The following is a 23324-nucleotide window of genomic DNA, read 5'->3' as shown; positions in this document are numbered from 1 at the left end:
GGCTGGGTTCGGCCTGGCACAAAGTGGCGGCTTTGGGCATCCTAGAGCCGTTTACTTTTCGGCATTTTGTTAAAATTTGAGTGCCCTGAATGGCAAAAAATTTACGTAATTTATTACATTATTTGACTGGTGGGTGGAGCGTGCATGTAACCCAATGAAAGCAATTCATTTTTTTGGCTTTTTCTTTTGGGATCCAAGATCAAGGTGTTTGGAACCGTTCTAATGGAGAATCCGCCCGTAAGGGCGGATTTGCGATGGTATGAGTCAACTGCCTCGTCCTGAAAATCGGGGCTTGTGAAAACAAGCTAGGTTGACCAGGGATAGCCGTAACCAACCGGCTACGTTTGCACCAGGTCGAACCGACCCACCCCGGAATGCTTCCTCAGTTCCGGGCACTGGAAGGTCGGGACCATGCTGGCGAAAGGTAAAGCGCCGAAGGTTCCGACCGCCGCGACAGCGGGAGCCGGGTGCAGACATTCCCGAGGGGAGCGAGCCGCAAGGCTCCGTCACCAGGCCCGTAAGGGCACAGTTCAAAGGAGGATCGCCGTGGCGGTCTATGTGTTGGATAAGACAGGCACGCCGTTGATGCCATGCAGCGAGAAGCGAGCGCGATTGTTGCTGGAGCGCGGTCGCGCCCGCATACACCGGCAGGTGCCGTTCGTGATCCGTCTGGTGGATCGGCGGCAGGCCGATAGCGCGCTGCAATCGCTGACGCTCAAGTTCGATCCGGGCAGCAAATTCACTGGCATTGCCTTGGTACGCCAGAAGGGCCAGCGGGTGTCTGTTCTCTCACTGATGGAATTGGCCCATCGGGGCGCAGCGATTCGCCAGGCCATGCAGCAGCGGGCGGCGTTTCGCCGTCGCCGCCGTGGTCAGAACCTGCGCCACCGCGCCCCGCGCTTCGACAACCGCACCCGGCCGGAAGGCTGGCTGCCGCCAAGCTTGCGCCACCGGTTGGACACCACGCTGGGCTGGGTCGGGAGGATGCGTAACTGGGCTCCGATCAGCGATCTGGCAGTCGAGCGGGTCAAGTTCGACATGCAGGCCATACAGAACCCGGAGATCAGCGGCGTCCAATACCAGCAGGGCGAGTTGGCCGGCTACGAGGTGCGTGAATACCTGCTGGAGAAGTGGGGCCGCTGCTGCGCCTACTGCGACGCTGAAAATACGCCGCTGGAGATCGAGCACATCGTTCCGCGCAGTGCCGGCGGCAGCGACCGGGTGCCCAACCTGACCCTGGCCTGCCGGCCCTGTAATCAGCGCAAGGGCAACCAGCCAGTCGAGGTGTTCCTGAAGGCCAGGCCAGAGCTGCTGGCCCGAATCAAGGCGAAAGCCAAAGCTCCACTTCGGGATGCCGCCGCCGTCAACGCCACCCGCAATGCCCTGTTCCGTGGCCTGCTGGATACCGGCCTGTCGGTCACCACGGGCACCGGGGCGCAAACCAAGTACAACCGCCGACGCCTTGATCTTCCGAAAACACATGCCCTTGATGCCGCCTGTGTCGGCGAGATCAGGGCCATCGAGCACTGGCACCGCCCCACGCTGGCGATTAAGGCCACCGGGCGGGGCGACTACCAGCGCACTCGGCTGACCACACATGGCTTTCCGAGGGGTTACCTGACTCGGCAGAAACGCCACTTCGGCTTCCAGACCGGCGATCAGGTGCGCGCCGAGGTGCCGACCGGCAAAAAGGCCGGCACTCACCTGGGGCGAGTCGCCGTGCGCAAGACCGGCAGCTTCAACATCCAGACGTCTGATGGCGTGGTTCAGGGCGTCCACCATCGCCATTTCACCCTGATTCAGCGGGCCGATGGCTACGCCTATTCCCACATCCAAACCGATAGCCCTCAATCCCAAAAGGAGGCAGCGAGAGCAGAGGTACGCTGAGCGTGCCGCGCTATCCCTTGGTCTGAGGGCCGGGATATCTCGTGCAAAATTGATGAATGACTTTCTAATGCTGTACCTGCCCCCGGTTTTGATTCTGGGGGTTCTCGCGGGCATCGCCCACGTTCGTCTACTTGAATTCCCTGCCTACCGAGGGTGGTGGGGGGAGTACAAGGTGAACTTCATGCTCCGCCTATGCCTCAGTGGCGAATACAAGGTGTTCGCCAACGCGATCTATCGTGGCAAGACAAGGGGAGAGTCAACACAGGTTGACCACATCATCGTGTCGCGCTACGGGATCTTTGTCCTGGAAACGAAGTGTTTCAAGGGGAAGATCATTACCTACCCAGAAGCCCCCGAGAGCTGGTTGCAGATCGTCGGCCGAAGGAAATATCGCGTGCAAAACCCGCTGATGCAGAACTACGCGCACGTGAAGGCAGTTCAGAAGGTCACCGGAGTCCACTCTCAGAAAATCCACAGCTACGCAGTGATGGCAGGGCAGGCCAGTTTCACCTATGGAATGCCTGAGCGGGTCTACAGCATTTGGGGCGCGATTCGTAAAATCCAGTCCTACAAAGCCCCGGTTTTTACTCGGGGCCATGTGGTGTCAATTTGTCGGGCGCTGAGCGAGCGCAGAATCAAGGGGGGGTATTGGGCTGCAAGGCGGCATGTCGAAAAGCTGAAGCGCCGAGGCGATGATGGATCTACAACGTGCCATGAAGATAGACCCCGAGAGGAACACCTATCGCCACCCCAACAAGAACAGCAGCAGTGACAGAGATGATCGCGACCGTATCCCAAAATACTGCCTCTGGCGGCGCTTCAAGTGACTCGTCGGTGGCCAGCTCTTCTGTCCACAGTGGGGTGGCTTCGCGTGGAGGAGGCTGATCCGTCGCTTGTCTGCGTCTTCTACTGGTTCTTGCCGGTGTTGACGTAAGATCATCAAGCATAATGACTCTCCTAAGCAAAACGCCCCGCAATGCGGGGCGTTTTCATTACTGGCGCTATCAAGCAACCGCTTCTTCGGGAAGCGAATCGAGAGGGTCTGCATTGCCCTCAGGCTCAATGTGACCCGCAGCCTCGCGCTCCTCCTTCTCGGCGCTCACTTTGGCTTCTGCCTTTTCGATATCTTCTTGGAGCTCTGCAACTTTGCTGGCGTATGCCTTTGCTCGCGCGCTCTGACCGAGGCCAACGAGTGAGCGGATCAGCCGGGCCATTTGGTTGCTCTTGTTTGCACGAAATTCCTCAGCTTCCGAGCTATCGATTTTCTCATGCAGCCAGGCGGTATCGACCTGGATAATCAGGTGGTCAAATGCCTGAAGCAGGCTGCTCATCCGCTTGATTTCTGGGCTGGTGATTTCGAATTCGCGAGTCAGTGGTGAGCTGTACCCTGCAAGCTCTTTGATTCCCAGACTCTTCAAAAGCGTGTCCATCCGCTCAGACTCGTCACGCACGGCTACTTCCATGCGCTCGATTTTCTTCGAGACCGCATCAACCACCGCTTTGTGATCAAAGGTCTTGAGGTTTTTGGCCAGCTTGCGGGACGTAACGTCGATGATAAAAAGAGCCGTCATGAGGCTATCGAAACGGTTGCCGGCGAAGAACTTCGCCTGCTCAGTGTTCAGTACCATCTTTCCTTTGAGGGATGGCTTGGAGTATTGGTATTTCGTCGGTTGTGGTTGAGTGGTCGCCATTAGCGGTTTCTCCGGATGTTGGTGGCCGGACTATTGCACCAGCTTGCGGAGCCTCTGGATTTCGATTTCACGCACGAATAGCGTCGGAATTTGAGGTGCGTTTTTCTGGTTGACGACAGAGTGAAATGGCGGCGAGAATTGCGGCACTCATCGGCCAAGGTCGATTAAGAATTTGCCTCCTGGAGGCCATTGACCCTAAGTGACAGCATGCTGCTGCCACTGGTACCCAAGACGTGTATGCGTCTGGGAGCAAGCCAAGCTGAGCTTATCAGCTTAAAAACCAAGCCTACGTTCGCGTAGCGCCGATCAAAAAAGGAAGCCATTTGGCTTCCTTTTTTTGTGTCAAAAAAACCCTGACGGGGAACTCCCGTTAGGGCGTTCTCCGTTCTAAAAAAATGGAGAACTGAAAATGGCATCTACAACCCTCAAAGTTAAAGTGCTGACCGCGTTTGGCTTCCTCGTTGCTATGTTGGGAGCTGTATACGCACCGCAGTTTGCAAAGCATGTTTTGCCTTTGACACTCTGCGTGTTCCTCGCTGTGGTGATCCTGAATGCTGAGCAGATCCTGCGTGGTGTTCTGAGCTACCTACGCGGTTGTCTGAAGGCTTCGGCTCCTCAAGCAACCAAGACCTTACCCAACGCCCGTTGGTGTAGCAGCGTCGATTATGACAACTACTACATTCCCTCCTACCTGCGTCGCCAGGGAGAAGAGAAATGATCCGTGTTGACTTCGATGTTCCAAGCTATCTCCGACTGCCACAAGGGCTATGCATTGTTTCAGAGCGCCTGGCCCATAAGCTTCCCGAGCCAGAAACCAATGAAACGATGCACCAGGCGCTTGAACCGGTGGTGATCAACAAACTGTACCGGCCGGAAGGCCGCAACCAGGTTGCATCGATCGAGAACCAAGAGCAGGGCGAGATCAAAGGGGAGTTCATCCCTCGCGAATCCCAGCCCGCGCATCAAGAAACAGCTCAAGAGATCCAAGTCGCCCAAAGCGATGAAGATCAAGATGAGCGCGCACCTGAACTCAATTTCCAAGGCGTTGCTGGCAGGTCTGTTACCGGCGAATACCGCGGTTCAGGTTTCGCCCACTATCGGTTTCTCAAGAAGAACGGAAAGTCGTTCTTCTTGCGTATCGGTGAACACCTGGTTTGGGGAATCGAGCTCAACGCTCAGCTACGCAAATCTGGAGCGCAACAAGGTGACAATATCTCGCTGACATTCCTTGGCAAAACCGCCGTGAGTGTGCTCAAAGAGGTCGTTGTCGACGGTAAGAAAGAACAGGAGTGGGTTGATACCTACCGCAACTCCTGGGAAATCAAGATCGTGAAATAGCCAGCAATGCGCCCTTCGGGGCGCATCTCAACCAAACGGAGGTACCCATGTCCAAAGACTCAGAAGGCAATTACGCCCCAGAGAAACAAGATGTGCTGGTAGCCGCTGATGGCCGCTGGCATGACATTTACGCAAGCCTCGCATCTTCATTGGTGCCGGCACACAAAAAAGCAGGACGTGGGGTTCCATGTCCGGTGCATGGTGGGGAAGACGGGTTTAAGATTTTCCGCAAGACGGCTGGATCGTCGAGCGGTGGTATCTGCCGTACCTGCGGAGTCAAGGCTGATGGCATAGCCTTGCTGATGTGGGTCAACCGCTGGAGCTTTCACCATGCTTTACAGGAGGTTGGAGCATTGCTCCGGGTCAAAGACCCGTATGGACGCACCGCTGATGGATTTATCCCAAGCGTTGTAATCCGAAAGGAGCGAGCCCCAGCAAAACCAGAGGCTTCAGACGATTGGCTGCGTGAAGCTATGCGCAACCTGTGGAAGGGAACCGTTCCTCTCACAGACCCATCAGCGGAACCAGCAAGGCTCTATCTTCGCTCCCGAGGCATTCTTGCTTGGGATCGACCAGAGCTGAGCCGCTACGTTCGCTTTCACCCGGAATTGACCTACAAGGACAAAGCCGGCAAGCGTTCTAAGCATCCAGGGATAGTGTGTACGCTCATCGATCCTGAAGGCCAGGCTGTGACCATCAACCGTCACTACCTGACGATGAAGGGTGAGAAAGCCGATCTCGCGGAGCCGAAAAAAATGTTTCCAATTCCCAGCAACCGCAAGCTTCCCGGTTGTGCGGTGCCAACATCGCATCCAGGAGAAGTCTTGGATGTATCCGAAGGATTGGAAACAGCTCTGTCGGTAGAAACAGCCATGGGTATACCAGTATGGCCCTTGGTGAATTCCTACTTGTTGGAGAACTTCGTACCACCAGCCTGCACCAAAGCAGTCCGAATCTGGGCTGACAAGGACCGCAAGGAGGGTGGCCAGAAAGCGGCATTGACCTTGAAAAAACGTCTGTGGGAAATGGGGATCAAGGCACAGATAATGTTGCCCGACATGCCCATCCCTGACGGCTCCAAAGGTGTCGACTGGAATGACGTTCTTCGTGAACGTGGTTCCCTCGGCTTCCTAGGCCACGAGGTCTATCGCGCACAGCGATAGGCCTCTGGCCTTCTCAACTTCCCCCTCTTTTTCCGACCGTAAAAGCGCCTGAAAACGCGCCCCCTCCTGTTGGCCAACGCTCACAATTCGAGCATCCCCATCTTGGCCAGACGGACTCATGACGCCCCTAAAATTTCCCATCTTGTTGCTTGCTGCCGCTATAAGCAGCACTTCCCTTGCGGGAGAGACCAAGCCCGCCGAGTCAAAAACGCCCCAGGTTGCTGGTTCTTCGTTCTACCAGGACAAAGAGCGCGGCTGGTTCTGGTACGAAGATCCGCCTCCTGAACAGGAACCCGAAAAACTCGAGCCCGCGCCGGTTCCAGCGGCCCCACCTCAAGCCGAAAGGGAAGCCTCCGAACCAGCCGCGCCCGAGCTGCCCCCGACCGGCAGCGTGGCGTGGATTCGGGAGATGCTTCCGAAACTGCGTGACGCAGCAATGGATAACCCTACCAAAGAGAACGTGAGTGCATATTTTTGGGCCAACCGAATCATGATGGACAAGGCCGAGCGATTCTCACGCCGCTCAGCTGACGTAATCCGAAATGATCCACTGCTCGATGAGGACATGCGTTATCCGGCTTCCAACGCCGCCTCAGATGCTTTGGCAACTGCGGCCGGCAAGCAGAAAGAAACCCTGTTGAAGCTCATCGCTGGTAGCTCTGCGCTGATGTTCTTCTACAACGGTAACGACTGCATTCTGTGCGAACAGGCCCAGGCAGCGGTCTCTGCTCTCGAGTTCAGGTACGGGTTTACTGTCATGCCCGTCTCGATGGATGGGGCCCCCCTTCCTGGCGGCAAATACCCAAACACACAGTACGACACTGGGCTCGCAGAGCAGCTGGGCATCATCACCTCGCCTGCGCTGGCCCTAGTCATCCCTCCGAATGACGTGAAGATCGTCAGCTTCAGCACCGTCTCAATGGAGACGGCAACCACTCGGATTTTAATGGCAGCGAATGAAGCAGGGCTGATTTCCGATCAGGAATACAACGCTACATCCCGCCTTAACACCATGGGTTTGATCGACGCCACGAAACTGGCTGACGCACCGCCCGACGCAACAAAAAACCCTAACGAATTCGTGAATCGGATGCGCGATGAAGCTCGTCGCGCCTTTCAAAAAGACAACGGAGGTGCCCAGTGAAAATCAAACCGATCGCCCTTGCTGTAGCGCTGATGGTGCCCTTCGGGGCTCACGCGAACATTCAACAGCAGGTCAATGAAATGTTCAGCGGCATGATCAACGTCACCAGTCCAGGGGCATATAAAACAGCCACACGCGGCGTTATTACCGGCGGGTCCGTTGTCCTTCGGAATCGGATATCCACCGCCAACCTCATCAGCATTACCCCGCCAAGCGCAAAGGGTGGATGCGGGGGGATCAACCTTTACAGCGGCTCGTTCTCCTTTATCAACGGCGAAGAGTTTGTAGCGCTCATGAGGAATGTGGCGTCGAACGCGGCTGGCATTGTTTCGGGCTTTGCCTTTGAGTTGGCCCTCGATGCGATGGACGCTCAGACAGGTGGTGTGATCCGCAACCTGGCCAACAAGATCCAGGCGCTCAATCAAATGTTTTCCAACAGCTGCCAGCTGGCGAGTGGGTTGGTTACGAATGCCAAAAAGGCATACGAAGAAAGCACCGACTTCAAATCCGCGATGACGGCCTTCGGGTCGAACGTCTCATCTGACTTCTTTACCGCGAAATCCACCAAAGAAGACTCACCAGCCAACCGGATTGCTGCCTCTGGTAAGGCCGTTCAATGTGAGAACACAGGGAATGTTCTGTGGTGCGCCATGATGAAGTCTGGCCTCCAGTCGCAGATCCTATTCGGCAGCGACGAAAACGCGGAATTCATCATGTCGATGGTCGGCAGCTACAACGTGTCGCTCACCAACGACGCCAGCGGGGGGAAAAACTTCGCTGCGCATCCCATGCCGAAGCTGATCACCGGCGAAGGTCTGAAGATTCTTGTTGAGGGCTCGGCCAACCTTGATGTCAAGGTCTACCAGTGCGACCAGGATGACCCGGACTGCTCAGACCCGAACATCCGAACTCTCACCAGCTTCAAGGGCCTCGAGACTCGAATCCTAGAGGATCTTCAAAACAACGGAATCCTTGAGCGTTTTGCGAACGGCACTGCAACCGCTGCTGACGGAAACCGGATTGCATACCTCGCATCAAGCCGAGTAGGGGTGAATTTGATGAAGATCACCCAGAAGGCAGGGGCTCAATCCGGTTATGACTATCTGAACCAGTTCGCCAAGAAAATTGCTGCTGATGCTTCGATGAGCCTGATTTATCAGCTGCTTGGGCATACAGAGAAAGGCCTGACCAGCCTGAATATGGCGGATGCAGGGAAGGTGATTGAGGACCTGCGGGCTACCAAGGGTGAGCTCATGGATGAATACCGCTCGTACATCGAGGAAGCAATGCAAGGCAAAGATGCCGATGGCCAAGCCGAGAAAATGCTCCAGATGGCCCCTGTGTTTGATAATGGAACCCTGCCACAGGGAACCATCAACGATAACGCAGGCGCGTAACGGAGATATCCATGGACTTCACTATCTACACGACAGGCAGCGCCGAGTTCCTTGAGATCATGCTCAATGCCTGCGCAATGATCACAGGCAGCGGTGACGCAGAAGACCTTGCCCGTATTGGCGCGCTGATAGGCTTATTTCTGTTGGCGTTCCAAGCTGTTTTCAATAACCAGGCCATTACCTTCGGAAAGGCGGGCCTTGTGCTCGTCCTTTACATGATGTTCTACGGCCCTACAGCCACCACTGTTATCGAGGATACGGTGTCGTCGCAGGTGCGGGTGGTGGACAACGTGCCTCTTGGCCCTGCCTTTGTCGGCTCAGTCATCTCAACGGTGGCCTACGGCATTACAAAAACCGCGGAGCAGGCATTTTCTACTCCAAGCATGACCGACTACGGGCTGTTCTCGAGTCTGAGCACATTGTCGAAAGTGCGCGACGCTCTTCGGAACCCGATGGCACTGGACGGCTTCCAAAACTACCGAAAAGCGGACGGGTGGGATCTGCCCCGATCGGTGAACGAGTACATGACATTCTGTTCACTGAACCCCGTGGCGCTGAGAACGGATAAGACCTTGACCGACCTGTACCGATCGCCTGGCTGGGCGGAGGTGCTGTCAAACCAGAACTCATCGATGTTCATCTACGTCTATGACGGTACCGCCGGCACCATGAAAAGCTGTGCAGAGGCGCGGTCGTTTCTCAACGCCCATTTGCAGAACGTCTATACAGACGTGCTAGAGGACATTCTCCAGAAAGGGTTCAGCGAAGAGGCCAAGACCAACCGCATGACCAGCGGTATCCAGGTTCAAGCCGCTACTGACCAAGCTATTCAGAGCCTCGCACTGAGTAGCAAGTCGGCTCAGGACTACGTTTTGACTTCGCTAATTGCGCCGATTTTCAACGATTCCCGTGTCGATGCCATGAACCATTGGCAAGAGCAAAGAGCCGCAATGGCTCTTCGCGAATCGCTCAACCAGCAAGAAATTCAATGGGCGGGGAAGGGCGACAGCTTCAAACACTACATGAGACCGATGATCGCCTTCTTCGAGGGCATGCTCTATGCGATGACGCCGTTCATGGCCTTTGCTTTGCTCCTGGGTGGGCCTGGCCTTTCTATCCTCGGCAAGTATCTCGTGTTGCCGCTGGCGGTGGGTTTGTGGATGCCGCTGTTGAGTATCGTGAATGCTTTTACCCTCTGGTATGCAGGCTCCCAGATGGAAGCCGTATTCAACGGCTACGACCCCACAGGTTCTGGTTTCGCAATGCTCCAACTCATGGACATAGACAAAGCCATCGGCAAGGCACTGGGTATTGGCGGTCTGCTTGCGGCGTCCGTGCCTCCATTGGCACTGTTCATCGTTTCCGGCTCTGCCATGGTTGCCAACAGCGTCATGAGCCAAATGACGGCAGGCGACAAATTCAAGTCCGAAGACGTGAATCCTCGGGCCCAGGATAGCGCACCTGTTCTCAGTCAAAATGCCTCGTTTACTTCCGACCAGGTAAGCTCCGGGGTGAGCAGAACGGGATCGCCGCAGCTTGCTGAGACGATAACCGGCGACCAAGCTGCGAGTGCAGTCCTTCAGAGCGCCCAAACCGCCTCGCAAACGGCCACGAGCCAGTACCAGAGCAACCTCTCAGCGGCAGGCCAGCAACTAGCCTCGACGAGTACGGGGCGCGAAGCGATGACGCAAATGGGCGAAAGCATCAAAGCTAGCGATGCTCTCAAGCAAAGCTCTTCCTATAACCAGGCAGTTGAGAATCTTCGAAGCAGTGGTTTCTCTGAGTCGTCGATAAACATGGCAACCGCAGCCTCAGCGCTTGGTGGGCAAGCCGGCCTGAAAGGCATCATGGCCAACCTCAAAACCAGTGATGGCAAGTCGCTTTCCGAAATGAGCGGCACAGAGCGTCGAACTGCCGAAAAATCTCTCTCGCAGTTAAGTTCTTCCGTGGAGAGCGCTAACACCCGTGACCTGACATTTGCCACCGGTGATGCCTTCCGTGACTCGTCGATGGCCCAAAGTAGTGTTAGCAACACTGATCAGATAAATCAAAGCCGCACTGAAGCTCTACAGGCACAGAATACGTACAGCCAAGCGGCTTCTCAGCAAGACACCATCAGGGCAAGTCAAGGCCTCAATCTTCGCGATGCAGCGATCAAGTCGCTATCGAGAGGCGGGGTATCTCGAGCAGAGTCTGGCTTAGAACTTCAGCGCATGGCTGGTGCAACTGATGAAGGGAAAAAGCTCTTCGCTGAAGCATTTAATAGCCAAAGCATCAAAGATATGTCGTCGAATACGGACGAGCAGAGGGCGATGGCGGCAATCCGGGCGATTAACCAGCAAGGCAGGCTCGGCGAATTGGTCATGAGCCAATTCAATCCATTCGACTTCAACGTAGCTCAGGGTAATGCGGGAGAGTTTGCAAACATAGCAGACAAAGCCGGCGCAGCAACGGCCGGGAACTCAGGTTTGCAAGGCGAGTTCAATTCAAGATGGCAGGGTAACAGTGACGCATATGCAGGTGCTCAGGACATGAACATTTCTGCTAAGGAAGCGGCTGAAGACCAAGGTGCTGAGCTTGTCGGAAACCGTCATGCGGAGAACAGCCTAGCCCCACAACTCGCGCATGCTCGCAACAGTGAGGATGTTAGAGGGGCGGCAGATTCAGAGGCCGCGCAGCAACTATCGACCTTCGGTAAGAACTACGATGATAAGGGCTTGATGATCAAGGCCGCATCGGCGGTTCAGAGCATCCAGTCGGGCGGCAAAACGCTTACGAACTTCCTGGCTGGCAACGAGAACACACAATTCAGCAATGACGTTTCTGAAGGGCAGCAACTGGGGCTGACAGATAGCCAAGCCGCACTTCGAGCAGCTAGCCGGGCAGGCATGCCAACGGACTCTGATATTTATCAGTGGTCCTCCTACCACACCTACTCGGAAGCCATGATCGCGTCTGGCGGGGATGAAGACTATGCGAAGGGCGTCCATGCTTCATTGACGTACCAGGCAGCAGGAAGTGATGGAACATCTGCTGACCGGCCGGTTGTGGAAACTGTCGCTGCGGGCAATCGTCACAATCCCCTGCCCAAAAACTTTAGACCTGCGGCAATTGAAAATGCTGAACAACCCAAACAGGCCAGCGGACCGAGGAGACCGTCAATCGAATGAGTAAAAAAGGGGCTTTATAGCCCCTTTTTAGTTGAAGCCGACAAAGACAAATCGGTAGATCGCCATGACAGCGAAAAAGAGGGCGATTCCACCAATGATAGTCAGCTCCAAAGAAATCGCTCGAAGCCCAAGAATGGCATCACGACGCAAGCGAGCAAGCCCGCTTTTCCGAGGCATCCCATTCCACTCCTCGCTCAAACAGAAGGGGCAGATGCTTTTGAGAGGCTTCTCACCCCCGACCTGCACACCATCGACATAAATCGATCGCTCCATAACCACACGTGGAACCATCATTTTCTTGCAGCATTGGCACTCAGCCTTGTCGTTTCGCATCTCGTTCACCCCTCGAAAGTTCTTACCCTAAGAATCTCACAGCGCGCTGTAAACCCAAGCGAATCTACGTAATGGCAGGAACTGGCTAGGGCAGGCCTCTCCCTGGATGGGTAGACACCTCACCTTCGCGACTGCGGGCGAGCCTGGCGCACAACGAAACCTTTCTCTCTATCGACTGCCCAATTCATCCCTTGAAGAGTTCGGCCAGCCAACCCTTCACCGCGATGGCAATTCGCTCCCGCAACAGGAACATCAAAACAGATAGGCCAAGGCTCACGCCCAACGCCTCGGCACCCAAGCGGGCGAACACGACGATGTTGATCAGAAGCAACACCATGATGCCAAAAAACTCAGCATTCGCTTTTGCTCCAGTGAGAACCTGCTGCTCAGTCAGCATCCACTTGGGCGACAGGCAAAACGGACAAACCGAAGACTCCGGGTCCCGGCCACCAACGGGGACGCCGCTGATGTAGAAGGGGGCGCTAGTGACCACCTTCGGGACCATCATTTTCTTGCAGCACTGGCACTCAACTTTGTCGTTTCGCATCTCGTTCACCAATGAACTCTTCCGCCACTAAACCGCATGTGCGGTTGTCGTCGGAATTTCGCGGGTCGTTGACTTGGGCTTGACCGCTTGCGCGGACAGCGGCTTGAGTCTCGCCGTCACGCCCGTCCCAGGCGTGTCTTGCAGTATCCAGGCGTCGAGCAGTACGACCCTGGCGCTGTTCTGATCCCTCGGCAGCACGCAGCCACAGGCACAGCGGTGCATGCGCTCACTGAGCAGTTTGGGCACGATGGCCCAGCAGGCTGAACAGCGCTGCGAGGGTTTTAATCGGCGCGTATCGGACAGATGCAAAACGGAACCAGCTTCGTGCGCTTTGTAGGTGAGCATCTGATGCGCCATGCTGAAGCCGGCCGAGAGAATTTCCCGGTTCAGTCCAGCCTTTTGCCGCACGCGACGGCCCGGTTTCTCAACCGTGCCCTTAGCGCTGCGGCTCATGTTCTGGGGTTGCAGTTCTTCCGTGGCGATCAGGGCGCAGCGCTGCACCAGGGAAGTCGTTTGTTTATGCAGGAAGTCGCGCCGTCCATCTGCAATGCGCTGGTGCAGACGGATGATTTCCTGGCTTAGCAGCCGATAGCGGTGCGAACCCCGCTTCCTTCTGGCGCGTTGTCGTTGCAGGTTGGCCAACTGGGGCAGCGCCTCGCGCAGCCAGCGGGGGTTTTCGATCTGGCTGCCATCATCAAAGTTGGCCCAGTGACTGACGCCCAGGTCGATACCAATTGCATCGTCGCCTGTTCGCTCACGCCGACAGGCGGACTCGGGCACCCGTAGGGTGATCGAGGCATACCACTGATCTTGGCCGGTGGCGTGATTGCGGCGGCGGCTGAGGGTCAGGTCATTCGGCGTGAAATCGGCGAAACGGTGGCGGCCCCGCAGACGAATCATCATCGCGCCCTTGCCGCTGCCCAGCCGCAACGTGCCGCCGCGCTGGCCGAGCTGCTGGAGCTTCCAGCCGGCTGGATCGGGGTAGGAGAAGCCCGAGTAGCGGGCGCTGGATTTGAAGCGGGGAAATCCCGGTGACTGGCCAGCTTTGACCCGGCGAAAGAACGCCTGAAAGGCTCGATCCAGTCGGCGCAGGGTCTCTTGCAGGGCATGACTACCCAGCTCGACCAGCTCCGGCCGAAACTGTTTTATGACGGGTAACGTGTTCTGTTGGTCGTAGTAGCTGATACTGATACCAGCTTTGCGGTACGCCTCGATGCGCTCCTGAAGCGCAGCGTTGTACAGTTCGGCGTGCAGGCGCACCCAGCCGTCCAGCCGTTCTTGCTGGCTGACATTGGGGTAAAGCCTAAAGGTCACTTTTCGCCTTTGCATGCTTCCGACCCTACAGCATCTCACCCATAACCCAAGTCGTCCGCTTGGCATGCCGCCTGGCTACGGGCCTGGCAGAGGATGTTCAGTGGTTGCACCAGATGCATCGGCCGGGCTTGAGCGCGTAACGAGCATTGATCTCCTTGCACTTGCTGCATGGGGTGAGAGTGATGTCTCCGGTCTTCATTGCGTTGCTGAGCTGGTAGCCATTGGAAGGGGAGATCATATCGCTGGCCTCGACGCCAACCGCTTTACACAGCTCCACATACTCACGATGAGCCGCAACCACCGCGCGAGCATTCGTCCGCCGAAGAGGATTGTCGGCGAGCAGCCTGTACACAGTGAGGTAGAGCAGGCTGTGAAGAGGGCTTTCAGCCAGTGTCTTATTCGGTGCCTGTATGCGCCCGCTTTGGGACTGGACAAGGGGGGTATCCCGTAGCAAGGAGCGCTTCATCCGAACTACCTCGTCTGCATTCAATCCTGTCCATTGCGCGACCAGCTTCGGCTGTAGCTTCTGCTGAAGCAACTCGGTCGCAACCACATCGAGGGGCATCGTAGACGGATAGTCTTTAACCCGGCCTATGCCACTTACGCCAGGCTTCAGGAAGTACCGAAGGTCGCCAAGCAATACGGTGGTCACGTCTCTCAGTTGATCATCTGGCGATGATAAGTTCATCCTCAGCTTCCTGAGGTTGCACCTGGTGCCAATCGAGAACCCGCCGCGGCTCACCAGCATCATGCGAGAGTCGAAAGATCCTGCCTCGAACACCCGATACCCAACATCGTCGAGGCCTACAGCCAGAATAGGGCTTGTTTCGTTGACGCGGGAGAAATGACAAAACTCCATGAACATGACCATCTTGTTGCCAATCTCCCTGAACTCCTCATCGTCCAGGTAGCCCCTGCCGACTTTCAGGGTGTTGTAGTGAACACGGTAGAGAGAAACGGGAAGGGCATCTACAGCGTTCAACTGACGCTGGTTCGCGCTCAAAGACGAAAGCCAAACCATATCGCTTTGAGTCAAGCGCTGCTCGGCGAGAATGACATTGAAATCCCGCAAGCCAGATGTCAGCCAGCGCAGGCCCATTTGTATCATCGATGCGTTGATCTTAACTCGCATGTCCCTGCCCTTACTTTAAACGCTGTAGTGAACGCCAAATGCTGAGCACATTACTCGCATACTCGCGTGCGTCAAGTTCACGCTTTGGGTTTCGTGTATGGTACCCACCAATAGCAAGTTGCATATCGACAGGATATTGAGCAATCGACTCGCAAAGTATCTGAGCACCAACGCGGATGTTCACCTCGGGGTCAAGAAGAAACTCCGGGCGCGCTACTCTATTGCCGTTCCAACGATAGTTTATTTGCATAATCCCTATGTCGGTGAGGATGTCTTCGGCAATATATTTGCCGAGTACAGCCTTGGCATCCATGTAGGTATTAGGGTACAGAGCGCCACTAGGTTCATTGCGAAGCGCAAACGGGTGTGGTGCAATCATCCCTTTTCCGGCAGATGTTTTAGATTCCTTTAGAGCTAGTGAATATAGAAGCAGAGGGTCCGGCTTGCATGCGGAGGCCATTGACGCTCGCTCCCACATCGTTCCTTTTAATGAAAAGCCATTAGCTTTAGCGCTCACTGAAGTACCTATGGCAATGCATGCAGATACTGCAATAAAAGAACTGATACGGATATTAAACATTTGCCCCCCTTATCCAGCTGGCAACTGGACGAGAGGCTGGCTCATTACTGACCTGTTCCTTTTTGTCATCAGCAACAATATTATCTTGCTGAGTATCTGCTTGCTTGCTTTTAGCATCTTCGGTCGCACTAATCATGCTTAGATATAGCGCTGCCATTGCAACAAGTCTTTTACCCCGATAATCGGGGTCAATAGTTTCAAGATGCGCGTGCAATTCTTGTGTCGCTGGCGTGACTCGACATTGTAGTCTCATCGTTTTATCCACATTCCCTCCTTAGCGCGTCCTTGCGCACCCGTTAAATTAAGAGCGTGCGATATGCCAGAAACCTTCGGCATTGCTTTTTACGCTGTTCACGGGCTTGACTACCAATGCATCGGGAAATTCTTTTCTGGCAAATGGCTCATACAATGAGGCTCCCCCGCCGCCGAGGATCACACAGTCGATAGCACGGCCCTTCAGGAATCGAAGTCCTTGCTTAATCTCAGTGAAAACGGATGGGATAACACGTTCGGCAGCACGCTCTAGATATTCTGCAAGTTCAACCTTGCGGCCATAAATCAGGATGTATGACTTACCCGACTGGAGCGCATGTTCAATCTTTTCTACGCCAGGAATACCGCCATGATCCTTCGCAATCTCTTCATTGCACGCTTCAAGTACAACAGACATAGCCTTGAGGCTGCTGCTGCTGGAGTTGACTACCAGCTCGCGATGGTCAAATACGACCCAATCAACACTGAAAAATCCCGGATCGATAATGATCGAAACTGACTCCTCAATAACTTCCGATGCATCTGAGTTGCAGTAGATCTCTGTCAGAGTCCCGATCGGCTGAGCAACAACCTCTACTCGCTTAACGGTAACCTCTCGCTTTGGCGTAATGCGATGCGTCCCAGTCATACGCTTTACTAGGGCTTCCACATAGGCCTTATCGCGAGCCTGCGAGACAGGAAGGCCAGTTACTAAGCAGTCAATCACGTCTTTATCACCCGCAGCATGCAGCAGAGCTCCCTTAAACAGGGCCTCATAGGCGTGCGAAGACGTGTAATCCTCGTGCAGTTCTCGTCCATCCTGAACACGGCCGGGCGCGGCAAATGCCACCCAGGGCGCTCCATCAACCTCCACGATTACTTCACCAGCGCGTAACCCAGAATCCCCAGGCAGAACGCTCAAGGGAGCGGCCTGCGAGGGGCGAATAATCGACTCCGGATGCCCATCCCCACTGCCAAAAACGCCAATCACGTTGCTGTAACCAATATCCAGACCTAAGGCGTTACCCATTCGAATGCCGCTCCCAGCAAAAAATGACAAAAGAAGTGCGTCAGATGACGACGCGAATGACCCCGCAGCACATGAAACCCCACATCCAAAGAATCCCAAGCGCTATATCTGCATCACCCGGTCACCAGATGACGACGCACCGTAATAATCAGCCTTCCTGAAAGCTTTGGGCTTCGTTTTCAGGACGTTTTAGCGTCTGAAAACGATCCACGCCTTCTCTGTCGACCCGCAAAATGCTCCCATCCACAAAGGAGCAACATATGAACTCACCCTCTGAAGCCCCCAAGCACCCAGCAGTAGCGGAGCTTGATCGCGTCTATTCCAGCCTTGTCGGCCGAGCGGAGGAGCTGCGCGACTCTTTCTTCCAGACAGCCCTTTCACTGCACGCAGGTAAGCCAGGGCACATACCGATCGTGATCCGTATCCGGCAATCCAGCCCGAATGCCGTCACCATCGAATGGGCGAAAGTCATTTTGCCGAGGCTCAAGGAAGGCGAAGCCAAGAAACCGCGGGTCATCCGGACAATCAATAAGGGTCAGGGAAGCAAGTACCCGGTCTCGTCGTTCTCATTCGTCAAGGAGCCCTTGAAGAACATCGTTCGGGCCTACGAAATCCAGCTCGCCGAGATCCGGGAAACGTGCTCGGTCATTCAGCGAGTCCGCCGTCAGCTTGTCCCTGCGGTGAAGAAAGCTGGCGTGGTTGACGGCTCGATTTCTGCGTTCATCACTCATGATTACCCCGCAACGTCCGACTAAGCGAGTCGCCTGGGAACTGTGCCGAAAAATGGTGGAGCCCAACAAAATCAAGGGCTCCGACCTACAACACCTCTTCACGACACCCCTTCACGACACCCTTCGACGATGACGACACCTCTTCACGGTACCGTTTGCTGCAAACTGACCCGGCTGAATAGCCGCGACGCCTTAGCGGGCGGGCGTTTCAGTCCAGCAACACCCCTTCACAACACCCCTTCACGACACCCCTTTGGCGATGACGACACCCCTTCACGGCAACCATCTGACGTGGATATCGCTACACGCCCCGTTGCGCGGGCCTTTCAGAGCGGCGCGCATGAAACTAGCCCCAATGCGATTTTCTCTCTATGTGAGGTGAACCGTCAGACTCCCATAAGCAAGCGAGGTGGTGTGAGGGTGGTTTTCCTGAACCTGTGTCGCGAAGCGGGTGAAGGGGGTGTAACGGAAGTGAGCAAGCACCTGCGGGCAGGTAGAGGGCGGGCAGCGGATTCGGAGCGCACTAAATCCTTGGGATTGATTGCGATGGTGGGAGCATTGGCACAGCGCAAATTTGCGGGCTGGAGTAAGCAGCCAGGATTGAGAGGGAGTAAATCTCATGCTCGGGAGCGAACAACTGGAACTACTGCTTGGATCAATCGGCGCGTTGAGTGCCGGGTTAGCAACCGCCTGGCTGACCTACTACGGATCGAGGTATGTACTCAGCGATGCGAAAACCGACTGCGCGAAACTGCGGGCGGCGATGAAAGCCTTGGCTGGCAAATCTGCGAGCGTAAGGGGAGGGCCTAGCGAATGATCTTCGCGAACCTGCCATACCTCGGAGCATGGACATCAGCAATCCACGGGATGGTTTTCACTGGCATGTGCATTACCGGCATCGCTTGCTGCGTAAGCTTGTCGATCAAGTCAGCATTGGTTGTCACCAGCGTGATATCGAACATAAAGAGCCGGCGAAACACGGCAATGAACAGGCGGTGACATTTGGAGTTTAGAAAAAGAGATGACGGCAGGTTATTCCCGCCGGTGCTACCAAACGGCGATTTCATAGGCGTTGCCCATGGGAGCCAACTCCGGCAGGTTCTTTTTTCAGTGCGGGATGACGGCCTGTACGGGGAGGGTGTATTTCTCCTATGGCACGAAATATCCGGCGTATCCATCACTGACGCCAAAGGATTCCAGATTCGGAGCGGAAAATATGCCAGCGGCGGAATTGGATTTTACGCAGGGGCATCTGCTCTGCTCGATTTGACTGGGGAAATCGTTACCCGGATAGATGGATACACTGTCGACTACTGCCTGATGAACCGAATCAGTTACGAATCAAACAGGAAGATCTAGTTCGATGCTGCGTTCGTGCGCTTTTAAACGTGTCGCGAAGCGGATGGATGCATGTTGTTAAGGTGAACCACAAATTTAGGGACAAGGGGATTTTATGTACGGCGTTAATGAGTTGATCGGGGCCAGCGGTAGTTTTTCTCTTGAAGGATACAACCTCCCTGCGGATAAGGAGTGGTCTGAGGAAATATTGGAGGTGCTGCATGCAGACATTCCGGGCAGTCATGATCTCCTAATTGCAATCGTACTCACTCAGGAGTGCGCAGGGTTGCGTGAGCGTAGTTCTATGGCGATGGCGGTAGTGCTTAGTGAATACGAGTCAACGCTCGGGCAAGCGGATGCGTTGCGAGCAAGAACGTTTTTTGCCGCCGCTATCACAGAGCTGAAGATGGTTCTCGATGAACTTAAAGACCAGCCGCAAGCAGAACAGGAAAAAGTGTTGTCGCGTTTGGGGGAGTATTTCGGGGCTGGCGTCCAAAAGTTGGACACCTCCTTTGAGGGGATGGAGCAAGTATACTTGCTGAGCAACCCCAATACGGGGAGATATTGGTTGTCGCTGAAGCGTCATGCTTAATAACGTGTCGCGAAGCGGAGGATTGAGCGGTGAGTGAGTGCGCGACTGGAGACAAGAATAAGCGCGCTCGCGCACTGGACAGAATCAAGAAATGTTTTGCGCTCGCCAAATCCAGCAACCCGCATGAGGCCGAAGCAGCAATGCGGCAAGCCCGCAAACTTATGGATAAGTTCAAGCTGGAGATAGGCGATGTGCATGCCACCCAGACGGAAGAATTTTCCCTGCGGATCGGTAAAGCCAAAAGCGTTCCGCCACAATGGATTCGCATGTTGTCGATGACGGTTTCTAAAGCGTTTGGCTGTGTGAGTTTCTACAGCTATGGCCCTGACGGGCAATCGCTGATTTTTATTGGAGAAATCGGTAGCGCTGAAATGTCGGCCTATGCGTATGAGGTGCTTATCCGGCAACTGAAAGACTCCAAGAGAAAATACCTCTCAGGAGTCAGTATTCAGGGCACAGTTCAAAGGCGCAAAGCGGGGGTGCTGTATGCGGAAGCATGGATCATCGGCGTACACAAACGAGTAGAGGAATTTTCCGGCGTTACGGAAGAAGTGGAAAGGGCAATCCACGCTTATACGCAGAGAAATTATCCAGGTGTTCCGGTCACAAAGATGAAACGCCGAAAACTGGATATGGATGCGTACCGAGCCTACATTCAGGGCAAAAGGGACGGTGAAAGCGTTTCTCTGCACAAACCCATGGGGCGTGACGAGCACAGGCAGTTGGAGTTGGAATGACGCAGGGCCCAGGAATAAGTCCCGCTCGAGCGGGATTTTTTTCGCCCGAGGTTTGTCCCCTGAAAGTGGGGGTAAGCCTGTGGATAAAGTCCTGGCGTGGCGGTCTGGGAACGCTCCCCCGGCGATGCTCAAATTTCAACCAGCCGGGCGAAATTCGACATTACACTTGACGTTCGCAATCGAGACAGAGATATTCCTCTCGGCACACGGGTAGGTGCCTGCCGTCCACATTGGCAAAGCGAAAGCACTACCGACAAACCAACGGAACCCTTATGGGTGCTCCGAAGTGGACACAGAGCATCAGCCTTTGGAGGCTGCCGTATGCAAAACCCAATCACACTCCGCGATATCGAAAACCTCAAAAAGCTCGCCAAACAGGCAAAGGCCCTTCACCCAGGACTGAGCCATGCGCAGCGCCTCAACCTGATGGCGCAGCATCATCTTCAAGCACGCAGCTATCACGAAGTTCGTAAGTGGGTCGCTCGCTCGTTAGAGCAGCACTACGAGCGGAAGGACGGTGGCGTGGTCTACTGCAAGCTCTGCCGCTTTTCGTTCGTCCCCGATGTAGCCGAGGACTCGACTACTCACGAGAAGCGTCACCTCAATTTTGAGGACGCTCTTTTCTCCCTTGGAGCGTTACCAGCTGCACATGCCACCCGAGAGCAAAGGAAACGCGAGGCGCATAACCTGATCCATTCCGCACCGTCCGCCGGCGAGGAACTGGCTGGAGTCGAGCAGCTGGTCAACGCCTGGTATGACCGTTCGCTGGAATCCGCGATCGGCAATGGAGACTGGAAGAAACACCCGAGCCTTGCCGAGTATGCCGCGATGATCGTTCCAACCGTTGAGGCCTGGTTGCGGCAGAGCAGGGTGTTGTACCTGTCCAAATACGGCTGCAATCGAGGCGTGATCCCAGAGGGTCAGACAACGTGGGTTCAGCCTGAAGGCTGATAGGGTTGGGTCTTTTGGGGAAGCTGCGACAATCGGCACGTTGATTGATCCCATCTTCCCCAGGACTTCCCACATGAGCCGAGATACCTACGAAGCCAACATCGCCTTCATCGACCAGACGGTAAAGCGCCTGGAGCGCAATGAAGTGAGCATCGACGAGTTGGAGACCCTTGCTCGCGAATTTGCGGATGCCCGTAAGTTCTGCGCCGACCGGCTTACCCGCATCGAGGGCGTTGTTCAAGCAACCTTGGGCGCTGAAGAGGGACAGGCCGGTGAGCGCACCTGATCCGATTGAGCAGCACCTCACTCTCAGCGCATACCTTACCCAGATCCAGAAGGCCATCCGTGCTGCGGTGCCAGACAGCTGCTGGGTTGTTGCAGAACTCAGTGACTTCAAGCGCCGCCCGAACGGCCACTGCTACATGGACATCTTGGAGTCGCGTGAGGGAGCCGAGGTCGCGAAGGCACGGTGCACCATGTTTGCGAACGTCGCCGGCAAGGTACTTGGTGAGTGGCAGCAGGCAACCGGAGGCCTGCCCCAAGCAGGAATGAACGTCCTGCTGAAAGTGAGGGCGGATTTTTCCCCTCAGTTTGGCTTCTCCCTGATGGTCACCGGCATCGACCCGAGCTACACGCTGGGTGACATGCAGGCCAAGATGCAGAAGATCATTGCCTCCCTGAAGGAGCGGCAGTGGTTCGACCTACAGCGGGGACTTCCCTCTCCAGGGGGGTTCTGGCGCGTTGCGGTTGTGGCTCCGCACGAGGCTGCTGGGCTGGCCGATTTTCGGCGTGATGCAGAGCAGTTGGCTGCGGCCGAGGTGTGCGGCTTCGAGTATTTCTCAGCGACGTTCCAGGGGCGTGATGCATCAGACAGCATCCGCTCTGCGTTGCGGACGGTTCATGAGCAACATCAACAGCAGCCATTCGACGCCGTATGCATCATCCGCGGGGGTGGGGCGAAAAGCGATCTGGCCTGGCTCAACGACGCGAACCTTGCGGCTTGGGTGTGCCGGTTGCCTGTTCCGGTATTCACCGGCATTGGGCACGAGATCGACGAATGCGTGCTTGACCTCGTGGCACACCGCCGGTTCGACACACCATCGAAGGTCATCGGGTTCATCAAAACAGCGCTCATGTCTGAGGCCTCAACTGCTCGGGCTCAGGTCGAGCGGGCCAACGGCATGATCTTGCGCCTGGTGTCTGGGCAAGCCCCGCATCTGGATCGCGCTTGGAGCACCTTCAGCCGGCGGGTGACGGAAACGCTCCATGGGGAGCATCGGCAACTGTTGCAACAGCAAAGCAGCCTCGACAAAGGCCGGGACCGCCTCCTCAGCCAACAGCGCATGGCCCTCCAGCTCGCGCAGGATCGATTTTCAAGGCTCGGGGCTGGTCTGTGTGTAGCTGAGCGCCAAAGGGGGCTGTTTGCCGCCTCGAGGGTGGCCTCTCTGAGTAGGGCGCTGATCGCCAAGGAAATTTCGCGCCTGGAGCTTGCATGCACGGTCTACGACAAGACAAATCCGCTTGCACTGCTCGGGAGAGGCTTTGCCTTAGTCCGTGGCCCTGGTGGGGAGATAATCAGCAGTGCCCAGCAGGCTCGCGATGCAGGCAAGCTGGATCTGGCCTTCGCCGATGGCCATGTCATCGCCGCAGTTGAGGATCGCTGAATATGGCTAGTCGCGGCCAACCTTACACCCCATGCAAGCTGTACATCGATGGCGCTGGCGACCTGAGCGCTGGCGACTACATCCTCACTTCCGGTGGCTCGGCCTACCTGGTGCAGGCTACTCGGCCCAGCCCAAGCAAACCTGAGCGCCTGTATCTGGATTGCCTGCGCTGGCCACCCGATCAGATTCCCGAGGACGCCAGGTGCTACCAGCTCAACTGGTACCGGCGTTGAGAAAGTGTGACCTTCGGCTGGCCTGGCATACACTGGATAGCTGGGCCCGCCGCCGGCGATAGTGCTGGTGGCGGTCGACGATGTTCATTTCACCGAGATA

24 protein-coding genes are annotated in these 23324 nt (G+C 55.7%); 15 read left to right on the top strand and 9 right to left on the bottom strand.

Going from position 1 to position 23324, the window contains the following annotated elements:
* The first annotated feature begins 546 nt into the window (after positions 1 to 546).
* Positions 547 to 1887 (top strand): RNA-guided endonuclease IscB, encoded by a 1341-nt coding sequence (gene iscB, locus FIV35_RS24975; protein ID WP_083377953.1) that lies wholly within the window; start codon positions 547 to 549, stop codon positions 1885 to 1887.
* Between the two features lie 52 nt (positions 1888 to 1939).
* Positions 1940 to 2659: a nuclease-related domain-containing protein gene (locus tag FIV35_RS24970; RefSeq protein ID WP_231980890.1), complete on the top strand. Its 720-nt coding sequence runs from the start codon at positions 1940 to 1942 to the stop codon at positions 2657 to 2659.
* 232 nt (positions 2660 to 2891) lie between these two features.
* Here the strand turns inward: FIV35_RS24970 and FIV35_RS24960 are convergent, their stop codons facing one another.
* Positions 2892 to 3578: a hypothetical protein gene (locus FIV35_RS24960; protein WP_013100915.1), complete on the bottom strand. Its 687-nt coding sequence runs from the start codon at positions 3576 to 3578 to the stop codon at positions 2892 to 2894.
* Between the two features lie 409 nt (positions 3579 to 3987).
* On the opposite strand from FIV35_RS24960, the gene FIV35_RS24955 reads away from it, so the two are divergent.
* The 6 genes from FIV35_RS24955 (at position 3988) to FIV35_RS24930 (ending at position 11790) form a co-directional block, all read left to right on the top strand.
* A complete protein-coding gene (locus tag FIV35_RS24955; RefSeq protein WP_033050417.1) occupies positions 3988 to 4296 on the top strand; it encodes a hypothetical protein in 309 nt (102 codons plus the stop codon).
* Complete coding sequence (locus tag FIV35_RS24950; RefSeq protein WP_028621620.1) at positions 4293 to 4916, top strand: hypothetical protein; 624 nt, start codon at positions 4293 to 4295, stop codon at positions 4914 to 4916. Before FIV35_RS24955 ends, FIV35_RS24950 begins: the two co-directional genes overlap by 4 nt.
* Before the next feature lie 47 nt (positions 4917 to 4963).
* Complete coding sequence (locus FIV35_RS24945) at positions 4964 to 6079, top strand: DUF7146 domain-containing protein (RefSeq protein ID WP_047297007.1); 1116 nt, start codon at positions 4964 to 4966, stop codon at positions 6077 to 6079.
* A gap of 118 nt (positions 6080 to 6197) precedes the next feature.
* Positions 6198 to 7223, top strand: coding sequence for a conjugal transfer protein TraF (traF, locus tag FIV35_RS24940; RefSeq protein WP_047297005.1), 1026 nt, complete (start codon positions 6198 to 6200; stop codon positions 7221 to 7223).
* Positions 7220 to 8620: a conjugal transfer protein TraH gene (locus FIV35_RS24935; protein ID WP_047297003.1), complete on the top strand. Its 1401-nt coding sequence runs from the start codon at positions 7220 to 7222 to the stop codon at positions 8618 to 8620. The genes traF and FIV35_RS24935 overlap by 4 nt, the downstream gene beginning before the upstream one ends.
* Before the next feature lie 11 nt (positions 8621 to 8631).
* Positions 8632 to 11790: a conjugal transfer protein TraG N-terminal domain-containing protein gene (locus FIV35_RS24930; protein ID WP_047297001.1), complete on the top strand. Its 3159-nt coding sequence runs from the start codon at positions 8632 to 8634 to the stop codon at positions 11788 to 11790.
* Positions 11791 to 11817: 27 nt separating this feature from the next.
* On the opposite strand, the gene FIV35_RS24925 is transcribed toward FIV35_RS24930, so the two are convergent.
* The 7 genes from FIV35_RS24925 to FIV35_RS24895 form a co-directional block, all read right to left on the bottom strand.
* Positions 11818 to 12123 carry a hypothetical protein gene (locus FIV35_RS24925; RefSeq protein ID WP_043859881.1) on the bottom strand — a complete coding sequence of 102 codons (306 nt, stop codon included), beginning with the start codon at positions 12121 to 12123 and terminating at the stop codon, positions 11818 to 11820.
* 184 nt (positions 12124 to 12307) lie between these two features.
* On the bottom strand, positions 12308 to 12679 hold the full coding sequence (locus tag FIV35_RS24920) for a hypothetical protein (RefSeq protein WP_169715582.1): 372 nt from the start codon (positions 12677 to 12679) through the stop codon (positions 12308 to 12310).
* A gap of 18 nt (positions 12680 to 12697) precedes the next feature.
* Positions 12698 to 13999 carry an RNA-guided endonuclease InsQ/TnpB family protein gene (locus FIV35_RS24915; RefSeq protein WP_028621615.1) on the bottom strand — a complete coding sequence of 434 codons (1302 nt, stop codon included), beginning with the start codon at positions 13997 to 13999 and terminating at the stop codon, positions 12698 to 12700.
* 82 nt (positions 14000 to 14081) lie between these two features.
* Positions 14082 to 15116 carry a hypothetical protein gene (locus FIV35_RS24910; protein ID WP_013100922.1) on the bottom strand — a complete coding sequence of 345 codons (1035 nt, stop codon included), beginning with the start codon at positions 15114 to 15116 and terminating at the stop codon, positions 14082 to 14084.
* A gap of 10 nt (positions 15117 to 15126) precedes the next feature.
* Positions 15127 to 15696 carry a transglycosylase SLT domain-containing protein gene (locus FIV35_RS24905; RefSeq protein WP_013100924.1) on the bottom strand — a complete coding sequence of 190 codons (570 nt, stop codon included), beginning with the start codon at positions 15694 to 15696 and terminating at the stop codon, positions 15127 to 15129.
* Positions 15689 to 15961 carry a hypothetical protein gene (locus FIV35_RS24900; RefSeq protein ID WP_080922816.1) on the bottom strand — a complete coding sequence of 91 codons (273 nt, stop codon included), beginning with the start codon at positions 15959 to 15961 and terminating at the stop codon, positions 15689 to 15691. Before FIV35_RS24900 ends, FIV35_RS24905 begins: the two co-directional genes overlap by 8 nt.
* A 36-nt stretch (positions 15962 to 15997) precedes the next feature.
* Positions 15998 to 16978 (bottom strand): ParM/StbA family protein, encoded by a 981-nt coding sequence (locus FIV35_RS24895; protein ID WP_028621613.1) that lies wholly within the window; start codon positions 16976 to 16978, stop codon positions 15998 to 16000.
* 260 nt (positions 16979 to 17238) lie between these two features.
* Here FIV35_RS24895 and mobI point away from each other — a divergent pair, with 260 nt between their 5' ends.
* Positions 17239 to 17733: a conjugative transfer protein MobI(A/C) gene (gene mobI / locus FIV35_RS24890; RefSeq protein ID WP_013100926.1), complete on the top strand. Its 495-nt coding sequence runs from the start codon at positions 17239 to 17241 to the stop codon at positions 17731 to 17733.
* 782 nt (positions 17734 to 18515) lie between these two features.
* Here mobI and FIV35_RS29695 read toward each other — a convergent pair.
* On the bottom strand, positions 18516 to 18776 hold the full coding sequence (locus tag FIV35_RS29695) for a hypothetical protein (RefSeq protein ID WP_156796376.1): 261 nt from the start codon (positions 18774 to 18776) through the stop codon (positions 18516 to 18518).
* A 386-nt stretch (positions 18777 to 19162) separates the two neighbouring features.
* Between FIV35_RS29695 and FIV35_RS24875 the strand changes: the two genes are divergently transcribed.
* From FIV35_RS24875 to FIV35_RS24850, 6 genes are all read left to right on the top strand, one after another.
* Complete coding sequence (locus FIV35_RS24875; protein ID WP_011154398.1) at positions 19163 to 19639, top strand: hypothetical protein; 477 nt, start codon at positions 19163 to 19165, stop codon at positions 19637 to 19639.
* Positions 19640 to 19668: 29 nt separating this feature from the next.
* Complete coding sequence (locus FIV35_RS24870; protein ID WP_060765412.1) at positions 19669 to 20376, top strand: DUF2786 domain-containing protein; 708 nt, start codon at positions 19669 to 19671, stop codon at positions 20374 to 20376.
* A gap of 321 nt (positions 20377 to 20697) precedes the next feature.
* Positions 20698 to 21327 (top strand): hypothetical protein, encoded by a 630-nt coding sequence (locus tag FIV35_RS24865; protein WP_013100930.1) that lies wholly within the window; start codon positions 20698 to 20700, stop codon positions 21325 to 21327.
* Positions 21328 to 21400: 73 nt separating this feature from the next.
* Positions 21401 to 21613 carry an exodeoxyribonuclease VII small subunit gene (locus tag FIV35_RS24860; protein WP_013100931.1) on the top strand — a complete coding sequence of 71 codons (213 nt, stop codon included), beginning with the start codon at positions 21401 to 21403 and terminating at the stop codon, positions 21611 to 21613.
* Positions 21600 to 22991 (top strand): exodeoxyribonuclease VII large subunit, encoded by a 1392-nt coding sequence (xseA, locus tag FIV35_RS24855; protein WP_060765411.1) that lies wholly within the window; start codon positions 21600 to 21602, stop codon positions 22989 to 22991. The genes FIV35_RS24860 and xseA overlap by 14 nt, the downstream gene beginning before the upstream one ends.
* 2 nt (positions 22992 to 22993) lie before the next feature.
* A complete protein-coding gene (locus FIV35_RS24850; protein WP_060765410.1) occupies positions 22994 to 23224 on the top strand; it encodes a hypothetical protein in 231 nt (76 codons plus the stop codon).
* Positions 23225 to 23324 lie beyond the last annotated feature (100 nt).

Origin of the sequence: Pseudomonas rhodesiae, assembly GCF_007858255.1 — a bacterium.
In the GTDB taxonomy this organism is placed as follows: Bacteria; Pseudomonadota; Gammaproteobacteria; order Pseudomonadales; family Pseudomonadaceae; genus Aquipseudomonas; species Aquipseudomonas rhodesiae.
The sequence above is the reverse complement of the archived record's forward strand: the minus strand, read 5'-3'. Positions and strand labels throughout refer to the sequence as shown.

Coding starts and splice junctions, on each gene's coding strand:
- mobI (WP_013100926.1), top strand. CDS start 17,239: ATGAACTCACCCTCTGAAGCCCCCAAGCACCCAGCAGTAGCGGAGCTT.
- traF (WP_047297005.1), top strand. CDS start 6,198: ATGACGCCCCTAAAATTTCCCATCTTGTTGCTTGCTGCCGCTATAAGC.
- FIV35_RS24910 (WP_013100922.1), bottom strand. CDS start 15,116: ATGCGAGTTAAGATCAACGCATCGATGATACAAATGGGCCTGCGCTGG.
- FIV35_RS24955 (WP_033050417.1), top strand. CDS start 3,988: ATGGCATCTACAACCCTCAAAGTTAAAGTGCTGACCGCGTTTGGCTTC.
- FIV35_RS24905 (WP_013100924.1), bottom strand. CDS start 15,696: ATGTTTAATATCCGTATCAGTTCTTTTATTGCAGTATCTGCATGCATT.
- FIV35_RS24895 (WP_028621613.1), bottom strand. CDS start 16,978: ATGGGTAACGCCTTAGGTCTGGATATTGGTTACAGCAACGTGATTGGC.
- FIV35_RS24850 (WP_060765410.1), top strand. CDS start 22,994: ATGGCTAGTCGCGGCCAACCTTACACCCCATGCAAGCTGTACATCGAT.
- FIV35_RS24925 (WP_043859881.1), bottom strand. CDS start 12,123: ATGCGAAACGACAAGGCTGAGTGCCAATGCTGCAAGAAAATGATGGTT.
- FIV35_RS24860 (WP_013100931.1), top strand. CDS start 21,401: ATGAGCCGAGATACCTACGAAGCCAACATCGCCTTCATCGACCAGACG.
- FIV35_RS24950 (WP_028621620.1), top strand. CDS start 4,293: ATGATCCGTGTTGACTTCGATGTTCCAAGCTATCTCCGACTGCCACAA.
- FIV35_RS24875 (WP_011154398.1), top strand. CDS start 19,163: ATGTACGGCGTTAATGAGTTGATCGGGGCCAGCGGTAGTTTTTCTCTT.
- FIV35_RS24960 (WP_013100915.1), bottom strand. CDS start 3,578: ATGGCGACCACTCAACCACAACCGACGAAATACCAATACTCCAAGCCA.
- FIV35_RS24915 (WP_028621615.1), bottom strand. CDS start 13,999: ATGCAAAGGCGAAAAGTGACCTTTAGGCTTTACCCCAATGTCAGCCAG.
- FIV35_RS24945 (WP_047297007.1), top strand. CDS start 4,964: ATGTCCAAAGACTCAGAAGGCAATTACGCCCCAGAGAAACAAGATGTG.
- FIV35_RS24970 (WP_231980890.1), top strand. CDS start 1,940: ATGAATGACTTTCTAATGCTGTACCTGCCCCCGGTTTTGATTCTGGGG.
- FIV35_RS24930 (WP_047297001.1), top strand. CDS start 8,632: ATGGACTTCACTATCTACACGACAGGCAGCGCCGAGTTCCTTGAGATC.
- FIV35_RS29695 (WP_156796376.1), bottom strand. CDS start 18,776: ATGAAATCGCCGTTTGGTAGCACCGGCGGGAATAACCTGCCGTCATCT.
- FIV35_RS24865 (WP_013100930.1), top strand. CDS start 20,698: ATGCAAAACCCAATCACACTCCGCGATATCGAAAACCTCAAAAAGCTC.